Consider the following 20,704-nt stretch of genomic DNA (forward strand, 5'->3'; position numbering starts at 1 on the left):
CGTCGCCACCTCTGCGAGCCGCCGCGAAGACGCCGAAAACAATGCGACGTTCTACATGCCCGCCTAACCTAGCGCATATGACCCTAACCCTCTCCCCGTAAACGGGGCGAGGGGACGTGCCCCGCGAGAGGTTGACGAGGAACGGAGAGGTTGCGGCAATCCCCCTTCGCCCCGCAAGCGGGGAGAAGGTGCCGGCAGGCGGATGAGGGGCGACCCTTGCCAAAGGCTCCATGTCTTTGCCCCTCATTAGCGGCAGCCGCACGAGAACAGCCTCGCCTTACCGCGCAGCCCAGTTGGCGCCGCGGCGGAAGATGGTCTTCATCTGGGGAACGTCGAATTCCTTGGCCTGATGGCCGAGCGAGGAATAGAAGACGCGGCCCTTGCCGTATTTCCGCTTCCAGACGACAGGCATAACGACCCCGTCGATCCAGTAGGCGTGATCGCCGGTGAACTTGGTCGTCGCCAGAACCTCGTTCGAGGGGTCGACATGCATGTAATATTGCTCTGACGTATAAGGGAAATCGGCGATCCCTTCCATGAGCGGATCGTCGGGCCGGGTGATGTTGACGGTATAGTCGATGATGTTGCCGGGGTGAGCCACCCACTGGCCGCCGATGATGAACTGGTAGTCGACGGAGTCGCGGAAGGCATCGCCCGCGCCGCCGTGATAGCCGGCGATACCGACGCCGCTTTCGATCGCCGTGGCGAGGTTCTTGACCTCTTCCTTCTCGATCTTCGACATCGTCATGATCGGAACGACGAGGCTGAGATCATGGACGGAAGGGTCGGCAAGCGCCTCGGTGCCGTGTTCGAGATAGACCTTGAAGCCGTCTTCCTCGAGCATGGTCTTGATGATTTCGGCGCACTCCTGCGGCTCATGCCCGCTCCAGCCGCCCCAGACGATCAGTGCTTCACGCATAGTCTTTCCTCCTGAAATTTACTTCGCCAGCCGTCCGTCGACGATGGAATCGGACAAGGGGGCAGGGCGCTCCGTTGCCGTGGTGATCGCGACCGTCCGGCCGGTTGCGGCAGCGGTGTGGAATGCTTCCATGACTTCGAGCACATGCAGTGCCAGATCGCCATTAGCGCGGTGCGGCCGGTTGGAGCGGATCGCATGCGCCATATCGGCGACGCCAAGCGAGCGATAGTTGCCGTCGGCATAAGGTGATGTGACCGGCTGGTCTTCGAACGGACCGCCCTTCTTCAGATATTCCACCGGGCCGCCGAACTTGTTCGGATCGGGAACGATCAGCGTGCCCTCGGTTCCGTAGACTTCCAGCGGCACGTGCTTGTGGCCGGCAACATCGAAGCTCATGGCGATCTGGACGACGGCGCCATTGGCAAAGGCCATCATGCCGGTAACATGGGTTGGCACATGCACGGGAATGCGCTCGCCATTGCGCGGTTCGCTGGTGATCAGCCGTTCCGATCGCGGCGTTGTCGCAAAACCCGCAACTTGTGAAACAGGTCCGAGAAGATTGACGAGATCGGTGATGTAATAGGGGCCCATATCGAGCATCGGCCCGCCGCCGACTTCATAATAGAAGGCCGGGTTCGGATGCCAGCGCTCATGGCCCGGGCACATGAAGGTCGCCGAGCCGCCGACCGGCTGGCCGATGACCCCTTGGTCGATCAAGGCACGCGCCGTCTGGTGGCCGCCGCCGAGGAAGGTATCGGGGGCAGCGCCGATGCGCAGATTCTTCGCCTTGGCGGCTTCCGCCAATTTTTTCCCTTCCGCGAAATTAATCCCGAGCGGCTTTTCCGAATAGGTATGCTTGCCGGCATCGAGCGCCTGCAGCGCCACTGCAACATGGGCCTTCGGGATCGTCAGGTTGACGATGATCTCGACCTTGGGATCGGCGAAAAGCTCCTCGACCGTCTTGACGGGAACGTTGAATTCCGCAGCCTTCGCTTCCGCCAGTTCCCGGTTGAGATCGGCGACGCCGCGGATGTCGAGGATGGGAAAGGATGCCATCGCCGTGAGATAGGCGCCCGAAATATTGCCGCATCCGATGATGCCGATACCGACCTTGTCCATGAATTCCTCCACTGATCTTGCCATTGATGGTGCCGTTGATCTTGATTGGGGCGCCCGTCAGAGCGCCGGCCCCGTCGTGCTCCAGGGCGATTCGTAGAGTTCGTAGAGCGCCACTGCAGCCGCACCCTGCGCCCAGAAATCATCGGTCGAATCGTCGAAGACGAGTTCGCTCACGCCGCGCAGCGACGGCGGAATGGCGAGCGCATAGGCATCGCGCAGGCTGTTGAGAAAGGGTTCGCCGAGCGCCAGGCTCGAGCCCACAAGAATGACCCGCGGCGGCGCAAACAGCGTGACGATATTGGCAATGGTCAATCCGACCGCTTCGCCGGCGCGGATGGCGGCGCTGATCAGCCGGTCGTCATCGGCCTTGATCAGTGCCTGGGCATGGTTCATGCCGCGGCCGAGACGGATCGCTTCGGCAAAACGCCCGTCGGCCTGCTGTTCGCCGAGGATCGCGCTTTCGCCGGCCTGGCTGAAAAGCCGGACGACGCCATTCGGTCCCATGCCGAGCACGAGATCGCCGAGATTGTGGCTGAGGCCGCCGGCGCCACGAAACAGGCTGTTGCCGTGCAGGACCCCGAGACCCAGCGTCTGCTCCAGCGAAATCAGCACCATATCTTCGAGATCGCGCGCCTTCCCGAACCAGTGATGGCCAAGCGTGATGGCGTGGGCATCACTTTCGACGATGGTCGGCGTTGCCAGCCGCGTCGACATCTCGGCGGCGAAATCGACATTGGTGTCGCGAAAGATCGGGCTGCTGCGGATATATCCGGTGCGGTGCTCGATAACGCCGGGAAAGCCGAGGCAGACGCTGTCGACATCCTCCAGCGACAGCCCGGCATCGACGACGCAGCGCCTGACCCCGTCCTCGACGAGATCGGCGATGACGCCGATCGGCTGTCGGTCGATGCGAATCGGCAAGGCGAGCTTCGACAGCACGTCGCCGCGGAAATTGGTGACGACGAAGACCATCCTGTTGGCGGCGATCTTGGCGCCCACCACGCGGGCAGCATCCGGATTGAGCTCCAGCATGACCCGCGGCCGTCCGCGCACGGCTTCGTTGCGGATATCGCCTTCGTGACGCGGCAGGATCAGCCCGTCGTCGAGCAGCGAGGCGGTGATGGCTGAAACGGTCGTGGTGGAGAGTTCGGTACGCTCGCTGATCTCTATCCGCGAGATCGGACCATGGCGCCTGATGGTATCGAGCACGTTCAAGCGATTGATCGCGCGCATTAATTCGGGATCTGCGGTCTTCATTGGAACTAGCCAGGCGAGCGTTTCGTTGGGGCGAAACCCAAATATTTTTAACGGGTTACGAAATAAATAGCAGGGAATTCAGTGGTCCTGTCAAGCGCATTTGATAAAAATAGAGGCATTGGGTTGACAATATGCGAAAGCTCCGTTGAATTAATCCGCATAGGGGAAAAATTGTGAGGATAGGCCCCTGGGAGGAAAAATCATGACTTTTAGGTTCAAGAGCACCGCTCTTCGCGGCAGGCGTATCGCATCCATGGCCGCGGCTGCCGGCATGTTGCTGGCCGGAGCAGGTGCCGCTTCGGCGGCGACGGTGGTCAAGTGGCTGCATCTCGAGCTCGACCCGAAATATGTCGCGGCCTGGGAAGACATCGTCAAGAAATACGAAGCCCAGCATCCCGACGTCGATATCCAGATGCAGTTTCTCGAAAACGAGGCCTTCAAGGCCAAGCTTCCGACATTGCTGCAATCCGACGACGTACCGGATTTCTTTTTCAGCTGGGGTGGCGGCGTCTTGAAGCAGCAGTCCGAGACCGGCGCGCTCCAGGATGTGACACCCGCCCTCGATGCCGATGGCGGTAAGTTGCGCGGCGCCTATAGCCCGGCTTCGGTCAGCGGCCTGACATTCGAAGGCAAGACCTGGGCTATTCCCTATAAGGTCGGTCTTGTCAGCTTTTTCTACAACAAGGAGCTCTTTGCCAAGGCCGGCGTGAAGGCCGAGGACATCAAGAACTGGACTGATTTTCTGGGTACCGTGAAGAAGATCAAGGAGGCAGGCATCGTGCCGATCGCCGGTGGCGGCGGTGAGAAGTGGCCGATCCACTTCTACTGGAGCTATCTCGTCATGCGTGAAGGCGGACAGAAGGTCTTCGAAGCGGCAAAGACCGGCCAGGGCGAAGGTTTCCTCGATCCCGCCATCATCAAGGCCGGCGACGATCTCGCCGAACTCGGAAAGCTCGAACCGTTCCAGCCCGGATATCTCGGCTCGACCTGGCCGCAGGCGCTCGGCGTTTTCGGCGACGGCAAGGCTGCAATCATCCTCGGCTTTGAAAATACCGAGGCCAACCAGCGCAAGAATGCCGGCGACGGCAAGGGGCTCGCACCTGAAAATATCGGTCGTTTCGCCTTCCCGGCGGTCGATGGCGGCGCCGGCAAGCCGACCGATACGCTTGGCGGTCTGAACGGCTGGGCGGTCACCAAGAAGGCATCCAAGGAAGCGATCGATTTCCTCGCCTTCCTGACGAATGCGGACAATGAGCGGGCGATGGCCAAGGCCGGCATGCTTCTGCCCGTTGCCGTCGGTGCCGGCGACGGCGTCACCAACCCGCTGCTTGCCGAATCGGCAAAACAGCTGGCCGGTTCGACCTGGCATCAGAACTATTTCGACCAGGATCTCGGTGCGGCCGTCGGCCGTGTCGTCAACGACGTGTCGGTGGAAATCGTCTCCGGTCAGATGAATTCCAAGGACGGCGCCCAGATGATCCAGGACGCTTTCGAACTGGAACAATAACCAGCGCCTGCAGACCCTTCCTGGCGCCCCAAGTGGGGGCGCCAGCATTGCTGCCGACGAGATGCGAAAGCAGGACCCATGGCCAATATCTCAGTTCCATCGATAACCACGGCCGCGAGGCCGGCAAAAAGAGCCGCAAACAGCAAGAGCTCGGTCGCCCATGATCGGCTGGCGGTGCTGTTGATCTTCCTGCCGCCGGCGCTGCTGCTTTTCACGCTCTTCGTCATCATGCCGATGGGCGAGGCGGCCTGGTACAGCCTCTACAAATGGAACGGCTACGGCACGCCGACGGAGTTCATCGCGCTGCGCAATTTCCAGGTTCTGTTCCGCAATGCGGCTTTCACCCAGGCGCTGGTCAATAACGGCCTGATCATCGTGATCTCGATCTGCATCCAGTTGCCGCTCGCCATCTGGCTGGCGACCATGCTGGCGCACCGCATTCCGGGTGTCGTCGGCTACCGCCTGATCTTCTTCCTGCCCTATGTGTTGGCGGACGTTGCCGCAGGCCTTATCTGGCGCTTCGTCTATGATGGCGACTATGGCCTGTTTGCCGCCGTTTCCAACTTCTTCGGCTTTGCCAACCCTTACGTGCTCGCCGATAAGGATGTAGCGATCTATGCCGTGCTTGGCGTCATCGTCTGGAAATATTTCGGCTTCCATATGATGCTGTTCATCGCCGGCCTGCAATCCGTCGACAAGAGCGTGCTGGAGGCAGCCGAAATCGACGGCGCCACCGGCTGGCAGAAGTTCCGTTACGTCACGCTGCCGCTGCTCGGCTCGACCTTGCGTCTTTCCATCTTCTTTGCTGTCGTCGGCTCACTGCAGCTCTTCGACATGATCATGCCGCTGACCGGCGGCGGGCCGTCCAATTCCACCCAGACGATGGTCACCTTCCTCTATACCTACGGCGTCATGCGCATGCAGGTCGGTCTCGGCAGCGCCGTCGGCGTCGTGCTCTTCATTATCTGCGTGACGCTCGCCTTCGGTTACAAAAGGATATTCATGCGCCATGACTGATATGAGCTCTTCCATCCGCATGAGCACGTCCACGCGCGTCTATCTCTACGTGTCGCTGAGCCTGATTGCCGCGATCGTGCTCGTGCCGCTGCTGACGACGGCGCTCGGCGGCTTCAAGACACTGGGTGACCTGCGCACCAATCCCTTCGGCCTGCCGACGGAGTGGCAATGGGCGAACTATACCGATATTCTCTTCGGTGAACGCTACTGGCTGCAGATCGGCAATTCGCTGGTGATCGCGTCGCTCACCGTCCTCCTGACGCTGATCGTCTCGTCGATGGCGGCTTTCGCCTTTGCCCATGTCCGCTTTTTCGGATCGTCGTTCCTGCTCAATTATTTCCTGCTCGGCCTGATGTTTCCGGCAGCGACTGCGATCCTGCCGCTCTTCATCCGCATCCGCGATCTCGGCCTGCTCGATACCTATTGGGGTGTGGTGCTGCCGCAGGTGGCCTTCGGCCTTGGCATGAGCATCCTGCTGTTTCGAAACTATTTCCGCAACCTTCCGGAAGAATTGTTTCAGGCGGCCTTCGTCGACGGCTGCGGTTATCTCCGCTTCTTCTGGCACATCTCGCTGCCGCTTTCGCGCCCGATCGTCGCCACCGTCAGCATCATTTCCTTCGTCGGCAGTTGGAACAGCTACATCCTGCCGCTGATCATGCTGAACTCGGAATCGAAATATCCCTGGCCGCTCGGCATCATGGTCTATCGCGGCGAGTACGGCACGGAATGGCAGCTGGTGCTGGCCTTCATCACGCTGACTATCCTTCCCACCATCATCGTCTTTTTCGTCGCCCAGAGACACATCATCGCCGGTCTGACCGCCGGCGCCGTGAAGTCCTGAGCCGAACCGTTGGAGTGCAATCATGGCATCCGTTGAACTCACCGATATCAGCAAGACCTATGGCGCCGTCGACGTCATCCACGGCATTTCGCTTCATATTGAGGATGGGGAATTCGTCGCGCTCGTCGGCCCGTCCGGTTGCGGAAAATCGACGCTGCTGCGGATGATCGCGGGCCTTGAGGAGATCACCGACGGCGACATCGCCATCGGCGGCAAGGTCGTCAACAGCATGACGCCGCGCGAACGCAACATCGCCATGGTTTTCCAATCCTATGCGCTTTATCCGCACATGACGGTGGCTGAAAACATGGGCTTCAATCTGAAGCTCGCCGGCGTGGCCAAACCCCAGATCGAGGCCCGGGTGGCCGAGGCCGCCCGCATGCTGGATCTCGCCGAACTCCTCGACCGCAAGCCGGCCCAGCTTTCCGGCGGCCAGCGCCAGCGCGTCGCCATGGGCCGCGCCGTCGTTCGCAATCCCGCCGTTTTCCTGTTCGACGAACCGCTGTCCAACCTCGATGCCAAGCTGCGCGTGCAGATGCGCTCGGAAATCAAGACGCTGCACCAGAAGGTCAGGACGACGTCGATCTATGTCACCCATGACCAGATCGAAGCGATGACGCTTGCCGACCGCATCGTCGTGCTCAATCAGGGCAGGGTGGAGCAGCAGGGCACGCCGCTCGAACTCTACAGGAAGCCCGCCAATCTCTTCGTCGCCGCCTTCATCGGATCGCCGGCGATGAACATGCTCGAAGGCACGGTCGACGGCGAAAACGGTGAACCCGCCGCCCGCCTCGGAGACGGCACGGCAATCCGCATCGCGCCCGACCGCAAGGTCAAGGCCGGCCAGGCCATCACCATCGGCCTGCGCCCGGAACATCTCATTCCAGGTGTTGCCGCCGGCACGCCGCTCGCCGGCCGGACCATGCTGGTGGAACCGACAGGCGCCCAGACCCATGTGGTCTTCGATCTCGCCGGCCATCAGGTGACCGCCATCGTCGACGGCGAATATCCGGCCCGTTACGGCGCCGTCTTCGAGGCAAGTATTACGAGTGATCAGGTGCACGTCTTCGACCGCGGCACCGGCGTGGCGCTGTAGACGGGCGGTTTGTCCTACGGCTGTCCGATTTGCGGCGACAAGCCGGGAACGGGAGGGTGCGGCATATCCTCTTCCCGCCCGGCGAGCACCTTCTCGCCGGGGGGAGAAGAGGGAGGTGAGAGGTCGCGCGATGCTCCTTCGCGGGCAAGCCGAGTTAGAAAGGACGGGCGAGACACTTGGCCCCAGCTAATCAATGCTCTGATTTGTCTAGCCATTTCGTGAGCCGTTCTCGGCGCGTTTTCGAAAATTGAACAATATCGAATATAAAACTGTCTTCTTCCGGAAAGTCTTTCTTGATCTGTTCGATTCGCTTGCCGTCGCGGATGCAACGAATGATATTTAGTCCTCGAACTGGGCGTTTTAGAATGGAGGCATTCCAAAAATCATTGCTCAGAGGGTTGGGGAACCGAAACTCAGGCCAACCGGCTCCAGCTTCAACCAATTGGGAAAAGTTTTCAAATCTTTCATCGGATATATGGACCGCCCAATTAATTACCTCCACCCTCACATATAGGTTCAAGTCCAATAGGCATTTAGCCAAGGCGTTGGAAATCGTTTGATCATAGCGTCCGGAATTCACTGTGTATTCGACAAACGCCCTACGACAATCTGACAGGGCGTCATCGGCGAGTTGTGTCGCAGCGACATTCAAACCTTCTACCTCCTGCCCCAACTCCGCGAGATAGTGTGCACCACGGAGGCGATCCCGCGAACTCTCCGAAAGAAGGAGATCGGTGAGGGATTTTAAATCAACTCCTTGTCGCCATCTTTTTAAAACGGATTGTGTTGCGGCATACCTATTTTCGTTGCCGGCATCCTTGTCTTGGATGATATTCATAAGTGCGGAAGTTGATCGTTCATCAAAATGATCACTATTCATCTGCGGCCTTTATTGTGCTGTCGCTTCCGGAATTTCGATCAAAAGACCGAACGGACGGATGAGCGGCTAAGCCACTTGGTTTCTCAACCATATCCGCCACCACCGGACGTTGCCAATGCCACAAGTTGCACTATTGTCTGTCCGTCACGCAAAAACCTGATGGTGATTATGCCGGTAGTAACGCGACATCTCATTGACCGGGGTGACGGAGCCACGGTCGAGCTTTTTCAAGCTCAAGCCGCAAGCGAAACGCCCGCAGGAGCAATCCTGTTTGTCCACGGCAATCAGGGTGGCCGTCTGCTTGGAGGGATAGAGGCGGTCGACAGCGGTGCATTGCTTCGGTTCTGTTCTGGTTTGAATATTACTGCCGCGGCAGTCTCGCAGCCCGGTTTTGGGGCGTCAGATGGCCCTCCAGATTTCTGCGGTCCCAAAACCCAGCAAGCGATCATAGCTGCTCTCTCCTTCCTGAGGGAGCAGCCATCCGTCGATCCTGACCGAATTGTTGTGTATGGAAACAGTCGTGGCGCCGTTGCATCGGCCATGGTCGCCGCCCAGGTTTCTGATCTGCGAGCAGTCATTCTGTCCAGCGGCGTCTACGATCTCGAAGTCGCTTATCACGAGAGTTCAGACGGTTTGCGCTGGGCTATCGAGAAAGAGGCGGGCCTATCGAGAGAGGCCTTTCTGGCTCGCTCTGCATTGCATTATGCGCCCGAAATTCGGTCTGAGACGCTGTTGCTGCATGGAAAGCATGACGACCGTGCTCCGGTTGCCCAAGCCGAACTCTTCTCAAAAGCTCTGTCCAATGCCGGAGTCCTGGCGACGCTCCACGTCTTTGACTGTGGACATCAAATTCCGAGGAACGACATGCAGGGAGCTCTCAGGCCCTTCCTGCAAAGGGTGTTCAATCCCGTCGTGACGTATCACTAAGGCCGCATGACAGCTTCGTGCAGCGGGAAAGTGACGAAAACCTGAAAGAGATTAAGCCCACCTGCCTCTTGAAGGAGGAGAAAAAATGAAACGCATCGAGATGGAGGTGAGCGGCGGCTGCCAGTGCGGTGCCGTGCGCTACCACGCAACCGCTATGCATGACAATTCGCATCTCTGCCATTGCCGCATGTGCCAGAAAGCCTCGGGCAACATCTTTGCCGCGCTCGTCGCCGCGCCCGATGATGCGCTCAGCTGGACACGCGGCAAGCCGAGCATCTGGAAGAGTTCGGCGCTTGTCGAGCGCGGCTTCTGCGCCAATTGCGGTACCCCATTGTTCTTCCACCACCTCGAAAACGGTCGCACCAACCTGATGATCGGTTCGCTCGACGATCCGCACGCCTTCTCCCCGCACGCCAATACCTGCACCGAGAACATGGTGGCCTGGTTCGATACGATCACTGGCATAGAAAATACCGGTGCGACCGAAAACAACGGCGCCGACTGGGCCGCTGCGATCAAGGAGAGCAGCAACCAGCATCCCGATCACGATACCACATCATGGGCGGTGAGGGGCGTGATGGCTGAGCGCTACTCCGGCGGTTGCCAGTGCGGCGCTGTCCGTTGCCATGGCGCGTGGGCAGTAGTGTTGCCGGTGATATGGGGTCAGCGCTGCGAGTGCGACCCTGCAAGTGGGATCGTTGCACATCTATGCTACCGACCATTGCTAGGCGGGCGATAGCATCGGTTGACGAGGGCTACTTTGCTCCTGCGGCCGCTTCTATGACCGCAGCCACTTCCTTGGCGTGCGAGGCCAGCGAGGCGTGGCTCCCCTCGACCGTCGTTACCTTGGCCTTCATCCGTTCGGCAAAGAAAGCCTGTGCGTGGGGATCAAGCACGAGGTCCTTGGAGCTCAGGACGTACCAGCTTGGCTTATCGTGCCATGCCGCGATCTCAGCAGGCGCATCGAAGGCGGTGTGATTGATCGGCATCTGGTGCGCTGCCAGATGTTCACCGATTTTCTTGGGCAGGTCGCCCGCCACTGCACTGGGGAATACTGCAGGATCGATGGTCAAGTAACCCTTTGCGTCGGGCCGAATGGCCGCCGTTCCGGGAGTTGCCGGACCGCTGGCTGCCAATGCTGTGATGGTTTCACCTTTCTCGGGCGCAAAGGCCGAGACATAGACGAGTGATGCCACCTTGGCGTTGTCGCCCGCCTCGCCGATCACCACGCCACCCCAGGAATGGCCCACCAGGACAACCGGGCCATTTTGCGCATCCAGCACCGCATTGGTGGCAGCGACGTCGTCAGCAAGCGAGGTCAATGGGTTCTTTACCGCAGTCACCTTGTAGCCCTTGGCGGTCAGGATTGCAGCGACGCCGTCCCAACTGGTTTCGTCGACGAAGGCGCCGTGGACAAGAACGATATTCTTAATTGTTTGATCCGGGAGAGCCGGCTGGGCCCTTGTGGGTGCAGCACCAAGCATGGCGGTCGTTAACATTAGGGCGGACATAAGAAGAGATTTCATTTGGAGAGCTCCTATAGGGCGCATCAGCGCGATTGCTTAATTCGGATAATCTGCAATGCTGTGACCTATGCGACGTCAGGACGACCAGAATGACCTTCCTTTCGCCGAAACACTTGAACTGCCAGATCATTCCTCGTTGAAGACAAAACCAAGCTAGGGCTTACCGAGATGGATCACCATGACCCGAGCCCCGCAATGCATGCTCTATCGTCCAAAAATGCGATCATGCTCGCCTCTCGGGTGGATCTGCTCTCCCAGGTTTTGGCCATGGTCAGCCTGCATGGCGAAATCGTCTTTACAGTCGAGCTCAGACAACCATGGGCGCTACGCTTTCATCCAGGAGCGGCTTATTTCTTCATCGTGCTCGAAGGGGACCTGACGGTTGTGAACGATCAGGGCCATGCCTTGCAGGTGGCAACTGGCGATCTGATCATGCTGCCGCGAGGCCTTGGGCACGGCTTGAGCGATGGCGAGTGTGCATCTGAGGCTGACTTGGCAGCCCTGATGGCGGCACAGGTTACCGCCGAAAAACTCAATGTCTCCCACGGCGGAGGCGGCCGAAAGACCAAGCTTATCGCCGGAGCCTTTCAGTTCGAAAGTGCCTCCGTGCCCTGGCTCGTATCGGCACTGCCGTCGGTCATTCACATTCCAAAAGCCAGCGGCGAGACCGCCGGATGGGCCGAGGGCCTTGGCTACTTCATGATGAAGGAAGCGCAGGAGGTGTATCCCGGCGCGTCCATCATGATTTCACGGCTGATCGACGTGCTGGTGATCAGTATCCTGCGTAGCTGGGTGCGGATCGAGCGGGGCGGCAATGTCGGCTGGCTTGGAGCGCTCGGGGATGCGCGCATCAGCCGCGCGCTCAAGGCCATCCACGACGAACCTTATCGGCGCTGGACCGTGCTCGATCTGGCTCGGGTGGCGGGCCTGTCCCGGTCCGGTTTCGCGGCGCGATTTACAGCATTGGTGAAAGAAGCGCCACTTTCCTACCACAGCCGCTGGCGGCTGACGCTCGCCTTGGGCTTGATGCGCCAGCCTGATGCCAAGGTTGGGTTGGTCGCCAGGCAAGTGGGCTATGATTCCGAAGCAGCCTTCAGCCGAGCCTTCAAGGCACAGTTTGGTTTTGCGCCCATGAATGCCAAATCGACAACTTTGGGCGCGCGTTAGTAGCACTCAACGTTCGAGCTGCGGGCGCAAGGCCGCCGCCCGCCAATGTCGGCTTTTGCGATAGCGCGTTTCAACGCGAATGTCCGACGTGCGGTCAATGCCGAATGGCAGCTTCTGCTGAGCTCGCCCCGATAACAGACGCGCCGCTTCCGGCTCCGCAGCGGTCGTCTCTCCAAGCCGAGCCGATCTCCGTTGTCGGTGCGAACCGGACAGCCGCCGGGCCACCCCGGCGGCCGATTGCCGCGATATATTATTCAGCCGCGATCCGTGTGACGCCGTTGGCCTGGACGATCTTTTCCAGTAGCGCGAGCTCTTCCTGGGTAAGATCCGTCAGAGGCGGGCGCACGGGGCCTGGGTTCTGCCCGAGGACGCGAAGGCCGGCTTTGATGATCGAGACGGCATAGCCCTTCTTGCGGTTGCGCAAGGCGACGAAGGGGAAGAAGAAGCTCTTCAGGATCTCGTCGACAGTCGCCTGATCGCCGGTGCGCAAGGCGCCGTAAAAGCGTTGGGCGAGGGCGGGGACGAAGTTGAAAACGGCCGATGAATAAGTCGTCACACCTGCGGCAAAATAGGCTTGCGCATAAACCTCATGGGTCGGCATGCCGCCGACATAGACGAGGCGGTCGCCAAGCAGGGTGGTAATCTCGATTACCTTGTCGACATCGCCGACGCCGTCCTTGAAACCGATCAGGTTCGGGCATTCCTCCGCCAGGCGCGCGATGCTGTCGGCGGAAAGAATGGCGTTGTCGCGGTTATAGACGATGACGCCGATGCCGACCGATTGGCAGACTGCCTTGACGTGAGCGATGAGACCCGCCTGTTCGGCAAACATCAGATAGGGCGGCAGCAGCAGCAGTCCGTCCGCGCCTGCCTTCTCGGCCGCGACTGCGATCTCGATGGCGAGCGACGTGCCGTAGCCGGTTCCCGAAATGATCGGCGTCTTGCCCGCCGACGCCTTGGCGGCCCGGATCACCTGCGGAATCTCGGCCGGATTAAGCGAGAAAAATTCACCGGTGCCGCCGGCGGCAAACAGTGCAGCAGCGTCGTAACCTGCAAGCCACTCGACATGGCGGCGGTACTTCGCTTCGTCAAATTTCAGTTGATCGTCGAAATGCGTAACCGGAAACGACAGGAGGCCACTACCGACGGCCTTCTTCAATTCAATCGGGTTCATCATGAAGTCCTATTTCTTAGGTGTTGAAAACCGGGTCACTCGCTGTCGAGCACTTGCAGAAGTGCGGCGATATAGCCGTAGCAGAAGGCAAATGCGGTGGCGGTCGGGTCCTTGCCGCTGACGGTCGGCACATGGTCGGGCATCAGCATGTATTTGAAGCCCACCTCCTTGTAGATCCTGGCCGAGCGGACCATGTCCATGTCGCCTTCTTCGGGGAAGGTCTCCATGAAGGACAGCTTGCCGCCGCGAATGTTGCGGAAGTGAACATTGAAGATCTTGCCGCGCTGGCCGAACCAGCGGATGACATCGTCGATCTCCTTGCCGGGATTTTCCAGCATTTCGCCGATCGAGCCCTGGCAGAAATTGAGGCCGTGATAGGGGTTTTCGCGCATCAGCACGAACTTCTTCAGGCCTTCCACCGTACCCAAGACACGCGTGACGCCGCGATAGCCCGGCGGCGTATAGGGGTCGTGCGGATGGCAGGCGAGCCGGACGCGGTTGCTTTCGGCAACGGGAACGACGCGTTCCAGGAAATAATCGATCCGCTCCCAGTTTTCGTCCTCGGAAAGCACGCCGGCAAGGCCAGGCTCGGCCTGCTGGTCCGTCTTGTCCCAGCGGAAGCTCGCGTTCAGCGATCCGCCGCGTCCCGGTTCATCCGGCGTACGGGGAATGCCGATCAGGTTGAGATTGTACTTCACCGCAGGAATGCCGGCGGCGGCGGTATTTTCGATCAGCTTGCAGACGGCGTCGATCTGTCTGTCGCGCTCGGGGCCGGCAAGCAGGATATCGGGATAGGAAGCCTTCTCGATCGGTTGCGAGGGCAGCGGCAACTGGATCATGTCGAGGATCAGGCCGAAGCTTTCGACCTTGTCGCGATGCCGCTCGAGATCGGAGAGCGTCCAACTGCTCGGCTTTCCCGGCGGGTCGGCATTGATATGCTTCACACCCAGTTGCGCGAAGATACGATAATCGTCGTCATCCCGCGCTGCGACCTGTGTTCCCAGATACATTTGAGTCTCTTTCGAAATTATCCAATGTCATATGACATAATATGAATTTCGAAGAGTGTCGAGCCCTATTGCTGCTCCGCGAGCATGCGATAACGGCGTTGGCTGGCCAGCATATGCGCCCGCATTGCCTGTCTCGCCCGCTCCGGATCCTGGTCCGCGATCGCTGACAGGATCTCGACATGTTCGGCATAAACCTTCTGAAGATAGTCGCGGTCATTGGCCTCGGGAAGCGTCGGAAATTGGCCGCGGGGAATGGCTCTGGGACCGAATTGGCGCAAGACGGCAACATAGAATCGGTTGTTCGTGGCGGCGGCGATTGCCATGTGGAAGGCATAATCCGCCTCCACCGTCTGCTGCCCGGTCTCGATCAGGTTTGCCATTCTGCGGTTGGCTTCGCGGATCGCCGCTTCCTGCTCGGCGGTTCGGCGATAGGCGGCGATCGCCGCCGCTTCACCCTCGGCGGCCATGCGAAACTCCAGCAATTCCAGGGTTTCAGGAATGCTCTTGATTTCCACTGGTGTTAAAGAAAGCATCGAATGCGCCTTCGGATCCGCGACGAAGACGCCTTTGCCCTGGATCGGCTTGACGAAGCCAGCCGACCTCAGATCGGCTATCGCCTCGCGCACCACGGTGCGGCTGACGCCGAATGTCGCTTCAAGCTGCGGCTCGGTCGGCAGCTGGTCGCCGACGCGCAGCTTCCCCGTTTCGATTTGCGCCCGCAGCTGATCGATAACCTGTTGCGCCAGTCTTTGCCGGCCACGGCTGAGTGTCGTCATTTTCGGCTCCCCCAATCCCTTCGCATCAAGTTTCCCGCTCGGGCCTTGTCAATCCTATCAGACTTCGTTAAATCATAATACGACATACGGACAACATAATATGTCTTTTATAGTAATCCAGGGAGGAGTGACAATGAAGCATTTTTCTAAGGGCTTGTTCGTCGGCGCCGTCATCAGCGCCCTGACGATATCGGCGCCGCTCTCGCAAGCCGCCACGCCGCAGGACCAGTTGGTGGTCGGGACATCGCTGGCGCAGGTTCTGTCGCTCGATCCGCACCAGGCGACCGAAGGCAAGGCGGTCGAGATCATGTCGAATCTTTACGATCGGCTGGTTGCCAGCACGGCGGATGGCAAGATCCTTCCGCAACTGGCGGAAAGCTGGAAGATTGACGACAAGGGCATCACCTTTACGCTGCGCAAGGCCAATTTCGCCTCCGGTAACCCGGTCACCTCGAAGGATGTCGTCTATTCATTGGCGCGGCTCCTGAAGATGGACCAGGCCGCGGCCGCCAACCTCAAGCGCGTCGGTTACGACAAGGACAATGTCGAAAAGCTCGTCAAGGCCGTCGACGACCAGACGGTGCGCATCGATCTCTCCGACCAGGTGACGGCAGAGCTTCTGCTTTACCGGCTGACGACGACCACCACCAGCGTGGTCGACAGCGTCGAGGTCGAGAGCCACGCCGTCGATAATGACTACGGAAACGCCTGGATGCGAACCCATTCGGCTGGCTCCGGTCCGTTCACCCTCAATCGCTGGTCGCCGAACGAACTGGTGATTCTCGATGCCAACAAGGATTATATGACCGGCGCGCCGAAAATGCGTCGCGTCATCGTCCGGCACGTGCCTGAAAGCCAGGTCGAGCGGCTGATGCTCGAACGCGGCGATATCGATATTGCCAGCGCCCTGACCGCCTCGGATCTCGCGACGTTCAACGACAAGAAGGGCTTTGCCATCCAGCGTATTCCGACGGGCGGTTTCTATGTGCTGTCGATGAATGCCGGCAACAAATACCTCGCCAACCCGAAGGTTCGCGAAGCCATTGCCTACGGCATCGACTATAAGGGCATCGAAAAGACCATCATGGGTCCTTACGGACGGGCCAGAAACGTTCCGGTTCCGGAGAATTTCGAATATGCCATCCCGAACCCCGATTGGCATCTCGACGTCGAAAAGTCCAAGCAGTTGCTGAGCGAGGCAGGCTTCAAGGACGGCTTCTCGCTGTCGCTGAAGACCATCGCGCAAACGCCGCGCATCGATCTGGCCACCGCCATCCAGGCATCGCTTGCCCAGGTCGGCATCAAGATCGACATCCAGCAGGGCAACGGCTCGGAAATCATCGCCGCCCATCGCGCCAGGGATTTTGATCTGCTGATCCCGCAAACCAGCGCCTATATGCCGAACGTGCTCGGCTCGATGGAGCAGTTTTCCTCCAATCCCGACAACTCGAAGGAAGCCAACAATGCCGGCAATTTCGTCTGGCGCTCGGCCTGGGATATTCCGGAACTCACTGCCCTGACGGCGAAAGCATCGATGGAGCCGGACGCCAAGAAGCGCGGCGAACTCTATGTTCAGATGCAGAAGATGTTCATCGAACAGAAGCCGGCGGTGCTTCCGCTCTTCGAGCGCTTTGAGCCGATCGTCCTCAACAGCAAGGTCGAGGGATATGTGGGGCATCCGTCTCAGCTGACGCGTCTCGAGAACGTGACCAAGGTCGAAACCCAGTAATACTCCAGGACAGCCGATCATGAAGGAACTCTCCGTAGCCGAATTTGGCCGACGCCTGGCGCATTTGCTGGTCAGCCTGTTCATCCTTTTATGTGTGACCTTCGTGATCGGCCGTATCCTGCCCACCGATCCGGTCGGCGCGATTGTCGGCGAGCTCGCCGATCCCGCCGCCTATGCGGCGATGCGGGCGCGTCTCGGGCTCGATCTGCCGATCTACCAGCAGTTTTTCCTCTATCTGAACGGGCTGGCCCATGGTGATTTCGGCACGGCCGTCCTCACCGGCAATCCCGTCTCTTCGGACCTTGCCCAGGCGTTTCCGGCGACGTTCGAACTGGCGACGCTGGCGGTGATCATTTCGACCTTCGTCGGTGTCCCGCTCGGGCTGGTCGCAGCACTCTTTCGGGATAGCTTCATCGACAAGACGGCCCGCGTGGTCGCGCTCGTCGGTCATTCGATCCCGGTTTTCTGGTTCGGCATCGTCGGGCTCGTCATCTTCTATGCCGGCCTCAACTGGGTCGGCGGGCCGGGCAGGATCGATGTGTTTTACGAGGGTCTCGTCACGCCGCGCACCGGGCTGTTGTTGGTCGACAGCCTGCTGCAGGGCGAGACGGAAATCTTCTGGAATGCACTCGGCCATATCATTCTTCCGGCCGTCATTCTCGCCTACGCGGCGATGGCCTACATCACCCGCATGACACGCAGCTTCACCCTGGAGCAGTTGAGCCAGGATTATGTCATTGCGGCCCGAGCCAAGGGTGTGAGCCCGCTCGGCACCATCTGGCACCACGTCCTGCCGAACATTGCGGTGCAGCTGATCACCATCCTGGCCATTTCCTATGGCGGGTTGCTCGAAGGCGCTGTCGTGACCGAGATCGTTTTCTCCTGGCCTGGCATTGGCCAGTACATGACGAACGCGCTGATGATCGGCGACATGAACGCCATCGTCGCCGGCACCATCATAGTGGGATTCATTTTCATGTTGTTGAACTTCCTGGCCGACGTCGCTTACGCCGTCTTTGATCCGCGCATGCGGGAGGCGGCCCGATGAGCGATGTCATCCGCAGCGAAATAGAGATCCGCCCTCCAAGCGTGTCGACCCGTATCGCGGCGTCGTTTGCGCGCGCCGGCCGCAAATTGGCCCACGAGCCGCTCGGCCTTGCCGGTTTCGTCATCCTCGGTCTGCTTTGCTTGATCGCGATCTTCGCGCCGCTCCTGGCGCCCTACGATCCGGTCATACAGTCGCTTGGCGATGCCTTGCAGCCGCCGAGCCTTGCGCACCTGGCAGGCACGGACGAATTCGGCCGGGACATCTTGAGCCGCCTCATCTTCGGCACGCGCATCACCATCCAGACCGTGCTGTCGATCTCCTTGATCGTCGGCCCGATCGGCCTGTTGATCGGCGTCGTCGCCGGTTTCTTCGGAGGGCGCACCGATGCGCTGCTGATGCGCGCCACCGATATCGTTCTGTCTTTCCCGTCGCTGATCCTGGCTTTGGCTTTTGCTGCGGCACTCGGCGCCGGCTTGACCACGGCAATCATCGCGATCTCGTTGACCGCATGGCCGCCGATTGCGAGACTCGCGCGCGCCGAGGCGCTTGTCGTCAGAAACGCCGACTATGTGGTTGCCGCCCGCCTTTATGGCGCCTCGCCGATGCGCATTCTTCTCCTCTATATCGCGCCGATGTGCGTTCCCTCCGTCATCGTTCGTCTGACGCTCAACATGGCGGGTATCATCTTGACGGCAGCGTCACTCGGCTTCCTCGGCCTTGGCGCCCAGCCGCCGGCGCCGGAATGGGGCGCGATGATTTCCAGCGGCCGCAAGTTCATGCTCGATTATTGGTGGGTTGCCGTCATGCCGGGTATCGCCATCCTCCTCACCAGCCTTGCCTTCAACGTCGCCGGAGATGCTCTGCGCGACCTTTTGGATCCCCGCCATGCAAGATCGTGACCTGCAGCCCGTTCTTTCCGTCAAAGGATTGACCGTCCGTTTCGGGCGGGGTGCCGTGCCCGCTGTCTCCAATGTCAGCTTCGACGTCGGGCGCGAACGCGTCGGCATCGTCGGAGAATCCGGTTCCGGCAAATCGACGACCGGTCGCGCCATCATGCGCCTTCTGCCGCCGGCAGCGGTGGTCTCGGCCGAACGCATGGATCTTAGCGGCGATCCGTTGCTTTCGAAGAGCGAGCGTCAGATGGGCGCGCTGCGCGGCAAGGACATCGCGCTGATCATGCAGGATCCGCGCTATTCGCTGAATCCGGTGCTCTCGATCGGCAAGCAGATCGCCGAAGCCGCACGCCTTCATCTCGGTCTTGGCAAGTCTCAGGCGTTTGATGCGGCCCGCGCCATGCTGGAGCGCGTGCGCATCAGTGATCCGGATCGGGTCATGGCGCTTTATCCCCACCAGATATCCGGCGGCATGGGTCAGCGCGTGATGATCGCCATGATGCTGCTGGCGCGGCCGAAGCTTGTCATCGCCGACGAGCCGACCTCGGCGCTCGATGTCAGCGTTCGCAAGGACGTGCTCTTGCTGCTTGACGAACTGGTGCGCGAGGACAATTCCGGACTGCTGTTGATCAGCCACGACATTCGCATGGTGGCAGCCTTTTGCGAGCGCATCATCGTCATGTATGCCGGCCGGATCGTCGAGACCCTGACCAGCCTCGAGGATGCTCGCCATCCCTATACTCGCGGGCTGATCGCTGCGCTGCCCGACCCCAGAAATCCGGTTCGCCGGCTTGCGGTCCTCGACAGGACGAAACTCGATCTGGAGACGGCGCAATGATCAATGTGCGTGACCTCGATGTCGTCTTTGCCTCCGGCAAATCAAGCAACCATGTCGTCAGGGGCATCAGTTTTCAGGTCAACCAGGGGGAGACCCTGGGCATTGTCGGTGAATCCGGATGCGGCAAATCGACGGTGCTGCGTTGCCTCGCCGGTATGGAGTCCGGCTGGACCGGTCACATCGAGCTTGGCGGCAAACCGATCGGCAAGAAGCGCTCCCGCGAGGAGCTGAAACTCGCTCAGATGGTGTTTCAGGACCCATACGGATCCCTGCATCCGCGCCATCGTATCGGCACCGCCTTGGCCGAGCCGCTGCGCGCCATGCGCCATTCCGATATCTGGTCGAAGGTCGAGAGGGCGTTGATCCAGGTAGGTTTGCCGGCGAGCTTCGCAAACCGTTTTCCGCATGAGCTTTCGGGCGGCCAGAGACAGCGTGTGGCAATCGCCCGGGCCCTGATCCTGTCGCCGCCCATCCTGTTGCTCGACGAGCCGACATCGGCGCTCGACGTCTCGGTCCAGGCCGAAATCCTCAACCTGCTGGCCGATCAGCGCGAGGAAAAGGGCCTGACCTATCTGCTTGTCAGCCACGACCTCGCGGTCATCGCACATATGTGCGACCGGGTGCTGATCATGAAGAATGGTTGCTTTGTGGACGAACTCACCAAAGCGGACCTGCAGGCCGGCACGACGCATGATGCCTATGCGCGAGAACTGTTCGAAGCGAGTTTTATCGAGGCTTGATATCCCTCGGCTTTGTGCCACTGCTGTCCGGTTTGCGCGGATAGCTGCCCCTCACCCTAACCTGCCGGGGTCGAGCCACTCGTCTCGACCCGTCCTGCGGACCCCCGTAAAACGGGGCGAGGGGACGTGCCCTGCAAGAGGTGGGCGGGGGACGGAGAGGTCGCGGCATATCCCCTTCGCCCCGTTTACGGGGAGAGCGACTGTCTTGTTTGTCAAGCGGTTTGCCATGGTCGTCCGTCC

19 protein-coding genes and 1 pseudogene are annotated in these 20,704 nt (G+C 60.1%); 12 read left to right on the top strand and 8 right to left on the bottom strand.

Annotation, left to right across the window (positions count from 1 at the left end; genetic code table 11):
• Positions 1 to 277 precede the first annotated feature (277 nt).
• Genes A6U98_RS00465 through A6U98_RS00475 form a run of 3 tightly spaced genes read right to left on the bottom strand, consistent with a single transcriptional unit; the run spans position 278 to position 3,295 of the window.
• Complete coding sequence (locus A6U98_RS00465; protein WP_033182585.1) at positions 278 to 919, bottom strand: ThuA domain-containing protein; 642 nt, start codon at positions 917 to 919, stop codon at positions 278 to 280.
• An 18-nt stretch (positions 920 to 937) separates the two neighbouring features.
• Complete coding sequence (locus A6U98_RS00470) at positions 938 to 2,038, bottom strand: Gfo/Idh/MocA family oxidoreductase (protein WP_064647098.1); 1,101 nt, start codon at positions 2,036 to 2,038, stop codon at positions 938 to 940.
• 57 nt (positions 2,039 to 2,095) lie between these two features.
• On the bottom strand, positions 2,096 to 3,295 hold the full coding sequence (locus A6U98_RS00475) for an ROK family transcriptional regulator (protein ID WP_003539497.1): 1,200 nt from the start codon (positions 3,293 to 3,295) through the stop codon (positions 2,096 to 2,098).
• Positions 3,296 to 3,497: 202 nt separating this feature from the next.
• Here A6U98_RS00475 and A6U98_RS00480 point away from each other — a divergent pair, with 202 nt between their 5' ends.
• From A6U98_RS00480 to ugpC, 4 genes are all read left to right on the top strand, one after another.
• Positions 3,498 to 4,802, top strand: a complete 1,305-nt coding sequence (locus tag A6U98_RS00480; RefSeq protein ID WP_064647100.1) for an extracellular solute-binding protein — start codon at positions 3,498 to 3,500, stop codon at positions 4,800 to 4,802.
• 78 nt (positions 4,803 to 4,880) lie between these two features.
• Positions 4,881 to 5,819, top strand: coding sequence for a sugar ABC transporter permease (locus tag A6U98_RS00485; protein WP_064647102.1), 939 nt, complete (start codon positions 4,881 to 4,883; stop codon positions 5,817 to 5,819).
• Entirely contained in the window at positions 5,812 to 6,660 is an 849-nt protein-coding gene (locus A6U98_RS00490) for a carbohydrate ABC transporter permease (protein ID WP_003539503.1), read from the top strand. Before A6U98_RS00485 ends, A6U98_RS00490 begins: the two co-directional genes overlap by 8 nt.
• Positions 6,661 to 6,682: 22 nt before the next feature.
• Entirely contained in the window at positions 6,683 to 7,756 is a 1,074-nt protein-coding gene (gene ugpC, locus A6U98_RS00495) for a sn-glycerol-3-phosphate ABC transporter ATP-binding protein UgpC (RefSeq protein ID WP_064647104.1), read from the top strand.
• A gap of 190 nt (positions 7,757 to 7,946) precedes the next feature.
• Here the strand turns inward: ugpC and A6U98_RS35385 are convergent, their stop codons facing one another.
• The gene (locus A6U98_RS35385) at positions 7,947 to 8,636 is read right to left on the bottom strand and encodes a hypothetical protein (RefSeq protein WP_082933817.1); all 690 of its coding nucleotides are present in this window, start codon (positions 8,634 to 8,636) and stop codon (positions 7,947 to 7,949) included.
• A gap of 159 nt (positions 8,637 to 8,795) precedes the next feature.
• Between A6U98_RS35385 and A6U98_RS00500 the strand changes: the two genes are divergently transcribed.
• Both A6U98_RS00500 and A6U98_RS00505 read left to right on the top strand, forming a co-directional pair.
• Positions 8,796 to 9,563 (top strand): prolyl oligopeptidase family serine peptidase, encoded by a 768-nt coding sequence (locus tag A6U98_RS00500; RefSeq protein ID WP_064647106.1) that lies wholly within the window; start codon positions 8,796 to 8,798, stop codon positions 9,561 to 9,563.
• Between the two features lie 85 nt (positions 9,564 to 9,648).
• Positions 9,649 to 10,137 (top strand): annotated as a pseudogene (locus tag A6U98_RS00505) (GFA family protein); the annotation flags it as partial.
• A 181-nt stretch (positions 10,138 to 10,318) separates the two neighbouring features.
• On the opposite strand, the gene A6U98_RS00510 reads toward A6U98_RS00505, so the two are convergent.
• Positions 10,319 to 11,089 (bottom strand): alpha/beta hydrolase, encoded by a 771-nt coding sequence (locus tag A6U98_RS00510; RefSeq protein WP_028741997.1) that lies wholly within the window; start codon positions 11,087 to 11,089, stop codon positions 10,319 to 10,321.
• A 168-nt stretch (positions 11,090 to 11,257) separates the two neighbouring features.
• Here A6U98_RS00510 and A6U98_RS00515 point away from each other — a divergent pair, with 168 nt between their 5' ends.
• Positions 11,258 to 12,256, top strand: coding sequence for an AraC family transcriptional regulator (locus A6U98_RS00515; protein ID WP_245304470.1), 999 nt, complete (start codon positions 11,258 to 11,260; stop codon positions 12,254 to 12,256).
• Between the two features lie 250 nt (positions 12,257 to 12,506).
• On the opposite strand, the gene kdgD is transcribed toward A6U98_RS00515, so the two are convergent.
• From kdgD to A6U98_RS00530, 3 genes are all read right to left on the bottom strand, one after another.
• Positions 12,507 to 13,433, bottom strand: coding sequence for a 5-dehydro-4-deoxyglucarate dehydratase (gene kdgD, locus A6U98_RS00520; protein ID WP_064647110.1), 927 nt, complete (start codon positions 13,431 to 13,433; stop codon positions 12,507 to 12,509).
• Positions 13,434 to 13,465: 32 nt separating this feature from the next.
• Entirely contained in the window at positions 13,466 to 14,440 is a 975-nt protein-coding gene (locus A6U98_RS00525) for a mannonate dehydratase (RefSeq protein WP_064647112.1), read from the bottom strand.
• A 65-nt stretch (positions 14,441 to 14,505) separates the two neighbouring features.
• On the bottom strand, positions 14,506 to 15,216 hold the full coding sequence (locus A6U98_RS00530; RefSeq protein WP_064647114.1) for a FadR/GntR family transcriptional regulator: 711 nt from the start codon (positions 15,214 to 15,216) through the stop codon (positions 14,506 to 14,508).
• A 133-nt stretch (positions 15,217 to 15,349) separates the two neighbouring features.
• Between A6U98_RS00530 and A6U98_RS00535 the strand changes: the two genes are divergently transcribed.
• The 5 genes from A6U98_RS00535 to A6U98_RS00555 are packed head-to-tail and all read left to right on the top strand — an operon-like array spanning position 15,350 to position 20,464.
• Positions 15,350 to 16,945, top strand: a complete 1,596-nt coding sequence (locus A6U98_RS00535; RefSeq protein ID WP_064647116.1) for an ABC transporter substrate-binding protein — start codon at positions 15,350 to 15,352, stop codon at positions 16,943 to 16,945.
• 19 nt (positions 16,946 to 16,964) lie between these two features.
• Positions 16,965 to 17,993, top strand: coding sequence for an ABC transporter permease (locus A6U98_RS00540; protein WP_064647118.1), 1,029 nt, complete (start codon positions 16,965 to 16,967; stop codon positions 17,991 to 17,993).
• A complete protein-coding gene (locus tag A6U98_RS00545; protein WP_064647121.1) occupies positions 17,990 to 18,892 on the top strand; it encodes an ABC transporter permease in 903 nt (300 codons plus the stop codon). The genes A6U98_RS00540 and A6U98_RS00545 overlap by 4 nt, the downstream gene beginning before the upstream one ends.
• Positions 18,879 to 19,724: an ABC transporter ATP-binding protein gene (locus A6U98_RS00550; RefSeq protein ID WP_064647123.1), complete on the top strand. Its 846-nt coding sequence runs from the start codon at positions 18,879 to 18,881 to the stop codon at positions 19,722 to 19,724. Before A6U98_RS00545 ends, A6U98_RS00550 begins: the two co-directional genes overlap by 14 nt.
• A complete protein-coding gene (locus tag A6U98_RS00555) occupies positions 19,721 to 20,464 on the top strand; it encodes an ABC transporter ATP-binding protein (protein ID WP_064647125.1) in 744 nt (247 codons plus the stop codon). Before A6U98_RS00550 ends, A6U98_RS00555 begins: the two co-directional genes overlap by 4 nt.
• Positions 20,465 to 20,704 lie beyond the last annotated feature (240 nt).

This window comes from Rhizobium sp. WYCCWR10014 (genome assembly GCF_001657485.1).
GTDB lineage: Bacteria > Pseudomonadota > Alphaproteobacteria > Rhizobiales > Rhizobiaceae > Rhizobium.

Excerpts from the sequence above, each read along its gene's own strand:
- A6U98_RS00545 (WP_064647121.1), top strand. The coding sequence starts at position 17,990 with ATGAGCGATGTCATCCGCAGCGAAATAGAGATCCGCCCTCCAAGCGTG.
- A6U98_RS00465 (WP_033182585.1), bottom strand. The coding sequence starts at position 919 with ATGCGTGAAGCACTGATCGTCTGGGGCGGCTGGAGCGGGCATGAGCCG.
- A6U98_RS00510 (WP_028741997.1), bottom strand. The coding sequence starts at position 11,089 with ATGAAATCTCTTCTTATGTCCGCCCTAATGTTAACGACCGCCATGCTT.
- ugpC (WP_064647104.1), top strand. The coding sequence starts at position 6,683 with ATGGCATCCGTTGAACTCACCGATATCAGCAAGACCTATGGCGCCGTC.
- A6U98_RS00470 (WP_064647098.1), bottom strand. The coding sequence starts at position 2,038 with ATGGACAAGGTCGGTATCGGCATCATCGGATGCGGCAATATTTCGGGC.
- A6U98_RS00475 (WP_003539497.1), bottom strand. The coding sequence starts at position 3,295 with ATGAAGACCGCAGATCCCGAATTAATGCGCGCGATCAATCGCTTGAAC.
- A6U98_RS00490 (WP_003539503.1), top strand. The coding sequence starts at position 5,812 with ATGACTGATATGAGCTCTTCCATCCGCATGAGCACGTCCACGCGCGTC.
- A6U98_RS00480 (WP_064647100.1), top strand. The coding sequence starts at position 3,498 with ATGACTTTTAGGTTCAAGAGCACCGCTCTTCGCGGCAGGCGTATCGCA.
- A6U98_RS00485 (WP_064647102.1), top strand. The coding sequence starts at position 4,881 with ATGGCCAATATCTCAGTTCCATCGATAACCACGGCCGCGAGGCCGGCA.
- A6U98_RS00555 (WP_064647125.1), top strand. The coding sequence starts at position 19,721 with ATGATCAATGTGCGTGACCTCGATGTCGTCTTTGCCTCCGGCAAATCA.
- A6U98_RS00525 (WP_064647112.1), bottom strand. The coding sequence starts at position 14,440 with ATGTATCTGGGAACACAGGTCGCAGCGCGGGATGACGACGATTATCGT.
- A6U98_RS00515 (WP_245304470.1), top strand. The coding sequence starts at position 11,258 with ATGGATCACCATGACCCGAGCCCCGCAATGCATGCTCTATCGTCCAAA.
- A6U98_RS00540 (WP_064647118.1), top strand. The coding sequence starts at position 16,965 with ATGAAGGAACTCTCCGTAGCCGAATTTGGCCGACGCCTGGCGCATTTG.
- A6U98_RS00550 (WP_064647123.1), top strand. The coding sequence starts at position 18,879 with ATGCAAGATCGTGACCTGCAGCCCGTTCTTTCCGTCAAAGGATTGACC.
- A6U98_RS35385 (WP_082933817.1), bottom strand. The coding sequence starts at position 8,636 with ATGAATAGTGATCATTTTGATGAACGATCAACTTCCGCACTTATGAAT.
- A6U98_RS00500 (WP_064647106.1), top strand. The coding sequence starts at position 8,796 with ATGGTGATTATGCCGGTAGTAACGCGACATCTCATTGACCGGGGTGAC.
- A6U98_RS00535 (WP_064647116.1), top strand. The coding sequence starts at position 15,350 with ATGAAGCATTTTTCTAAGGGCTTGTTCGTCGGCGCCGTCATCAGCGCC.
- A6U98_RS00530 (WP_064647114.1), bottom strand. The coding sequence starts at position 15,216 with ATGACGACACTCAGCCGTGGCCGGCAAAGACTGGCGCAACAGGTTATC.
- kdgD (WP_064647110.1), bottom strand. The coding sequence starts at position 13,433 with ATGATGAACCCGATTGAATTGAAGAAGGCCGTCGGTAGTGGCCTCCTG.